Genomic DNA, 2,479 nt, shown 5'->3' on the forward strand with positions numbered 1-2,479 from the left:
ATTGCCCTGGCCTGGATGCACTTTGCGGTGCGCCAGATGGAACAGGAAGCTTCGGGCGTTGACCAGCGGTCGCTGCCGGAATTCCCGGAAATGGCGGATATCCATGACGAGAAAGTCCATAAGGAAACCGCCAGCAAGACTCTCGACCAATGGGAGCCCGAGGACCAGGAATTCTGGGATGACAAGGGTGCCAAAATTGCCCAGCGAAATTTGTGGATTTCGATTCCCTGCCTGTTGCTCGCCTTCTCGGTGTGGATGGTCTGGTCGGTGGTGGTCGCAAAACTGCCGCTAATCGGTTTTGACTATTCGACCGATCAACTGTTCTGGCTGGCGGCTCTGCCGGGCCTGTCGGGCGCGACTTTGCGGATTTTCTACAGCTTCATGGTACCGATTTTCGGTGGCCGCCTGTGGACCACGCTGACGACTATGTCGCTGCTGATTCCGTCATTTGGCATTGGCTATGCGGTGCAGAATCCCGACACGCCATATTTCATCTTCCTGGTACTGGCGCTGCTCTGCGGTTTTGGGGGCGGTAATTTCGCTTCCTCGATGGCCAATATCAGCTTCTTCTTCCCCAAACGACAGAAGGGCAATGCGCTCGCGCTTAATGCCGGACTCGGCAATGCCGGTGTATCGGTCATGCAGTTCCTGGTGCCGATCGTTATCACCCTGGGCGTATTCGGCTTCATGGGCGGTGAACCGCAGGTTACCACCGACGGCGGCGAGCTCTGGGTCCAGAATGCCGGCTTTATCTGGGTACCGTTCATCCTGATCAGTTCGGCGCTGGCGTGGTTTGGCATGAATGACATTGCCTCGGCCAAGGCGAGCTTTGCCGATCAGGCGGTGATTTTCCAGCGCAAGCATAACTGGATCATGTGCTTTCTCTATACCGGCACGTTCGGGTCGTTCATCGGCTATGCCGCCGGCTTCCCGCTGCTGACCAAAATCGCCTTCCCCGATGTGGACTCGCTGAAATACGTCTTCCTCGGTCCCTTGGTCGGTGCGGTTTCAAGAGCCGCTACCGGCTGGATCTCCGACAAATGGGGCGGCGGACGGGTTACCTTCTGGACCTTCCTGTTGATGATCGCGGCGGTCGCTGGTGTCCTCTACTTCCTTGGTATCAAGGAACAGGAAGGCGCGTTCTGGGGCTTCTTCGCGATGTTCATGCTATTGTTCTTCGCAACCGGCGTCGGCAATGCCTCGACCTTCCAGATGATCCCCGTGATCATGCGCAAGGAAATCGGACGGCTGATGCCCGGCCTGCCCGCCAACGAGCAGCTGCGCAATGCCGAGAAGGAATCGGCGGCGATCATCGGTTTCACTTCCGCCATCGCAGCCTACGGGGCGTTCTTCATCCCGAAAGCCTACGGAACGTCGATCTCGATGACCGGCACACCAGATGGCGCATTATGGGCATTTCTGATCTTCTACGCCGGCTGCGCTTTCGTCACCTGGAACAGTTACACGCGGCGCGGCAGCCTGCTCCACGATATCGAACGGGGACGCGAAGCTGCCAGCCCCATCCCTGCGACCGTATGAACCGAGGAATCTGAAAAATGAGCCATCTTCTCGACCGTCTGACTTTCTTCAAGCAAACCAAGGCACCCTTTGCCAATGGCCACGGCGTGACCACCGGCGAAGACCGGAGCTGGGAGGACGCCTATCGCAAGCGCTGGCAGCATGACAAGGTCGTGCGCTCGACCCATGGCGTGAATTGCACCGGCTCCTGTTCGTGGAAAATCTATGTCAAAGGCGGGATCATTACCTGGGAAACACAGCAGACCGATTATCCCCGGACCCGGCCCGACCTTCCCAATCATGAACCCCGGGGCTGCCCGCGCGGCGCAAGCTATAGCTGGTATATCTATTCGGCGCAGCGGCTGAAATATCCTCTGGTCCGTTCGCGGCTGGTCCGCCTGTGGCGCGAAGCGCGCAAGACCATGAAACCGGTCGCTGCCTGGGCGTCTATCGTCGAGGACAAGGCCAAGCGCGCAAGCTACACCGGGATTCGCGGTCATGGCGGCTTCATTCGCGCCCATTGGGACGAGGTCACCGAAATCATCGCGGCGGCCAACGCCTTTACCGCCAAGAAATATGGCCCCGACCGGGTGATCGGTTTCTCGCCGATCCCGGCGATGTCGATGGTCAGCTATGCCGCTGGTTCGCGCTATCTGTCGCTGCTCGGCGGCACCTGCATGTCCTTTTACGACTGGTATTGCGATCTCCCGCCATCGTCGCCGCAAACCTGGGGTGAACAGACCGATGTTCCGGAAAGCGCCGACTGGTATAATAGCGGCTATCTGATGCTCTGGGGTTCCAACGTTCCGCAGACCCGGACCCCCGACGCGCATTTCATGACCGAGGCACGCTATCGCGGCGCCAAGGTGACCGTGGTGTCCCCGGATTATGCCGAAGCCACGAAATTTGCCGACATCTGGCTCAACCCGCAGCAAGGCACCGACGCCGCTCTGGCGCTGGC

The 2,479-nt window shown here is 59.2% G+C and carries 2 protein-coding genes; both read left to right on the plus strand.

The features are described 5' to 3' along the window. A partial coding sequence (locus tag WBM93_RS07735; RefSeq protein ID WP_424430434.1) for a NarK family nitrate/nitrite MFS transporter occupies window positions 1–1,539 on the plus strand: 1,539 nt, incomplete at its 5' end. A 17-nt stretch (window positions 1,540–1,556) separates the two neighbouring features. Beyond that, window positions 1,557–2,479: molybdopterin-dependent oxidoreductase (locus WBM93_RS07740; RefSeq protein ID WP_424430437.1), on the plus strand; the 923-nt coding region annotated here is incomplete at its 3' end.

Source organism: Parasphingorhabdus sp., assembly GCF_049667325.1.
Classification (GTDB): domain Bacteria; phylum Pseudomonadota; class Alphaproteobacteria; order Sphingomonadales; family Sphingomonadaceae; genus Parasphingorhabdus.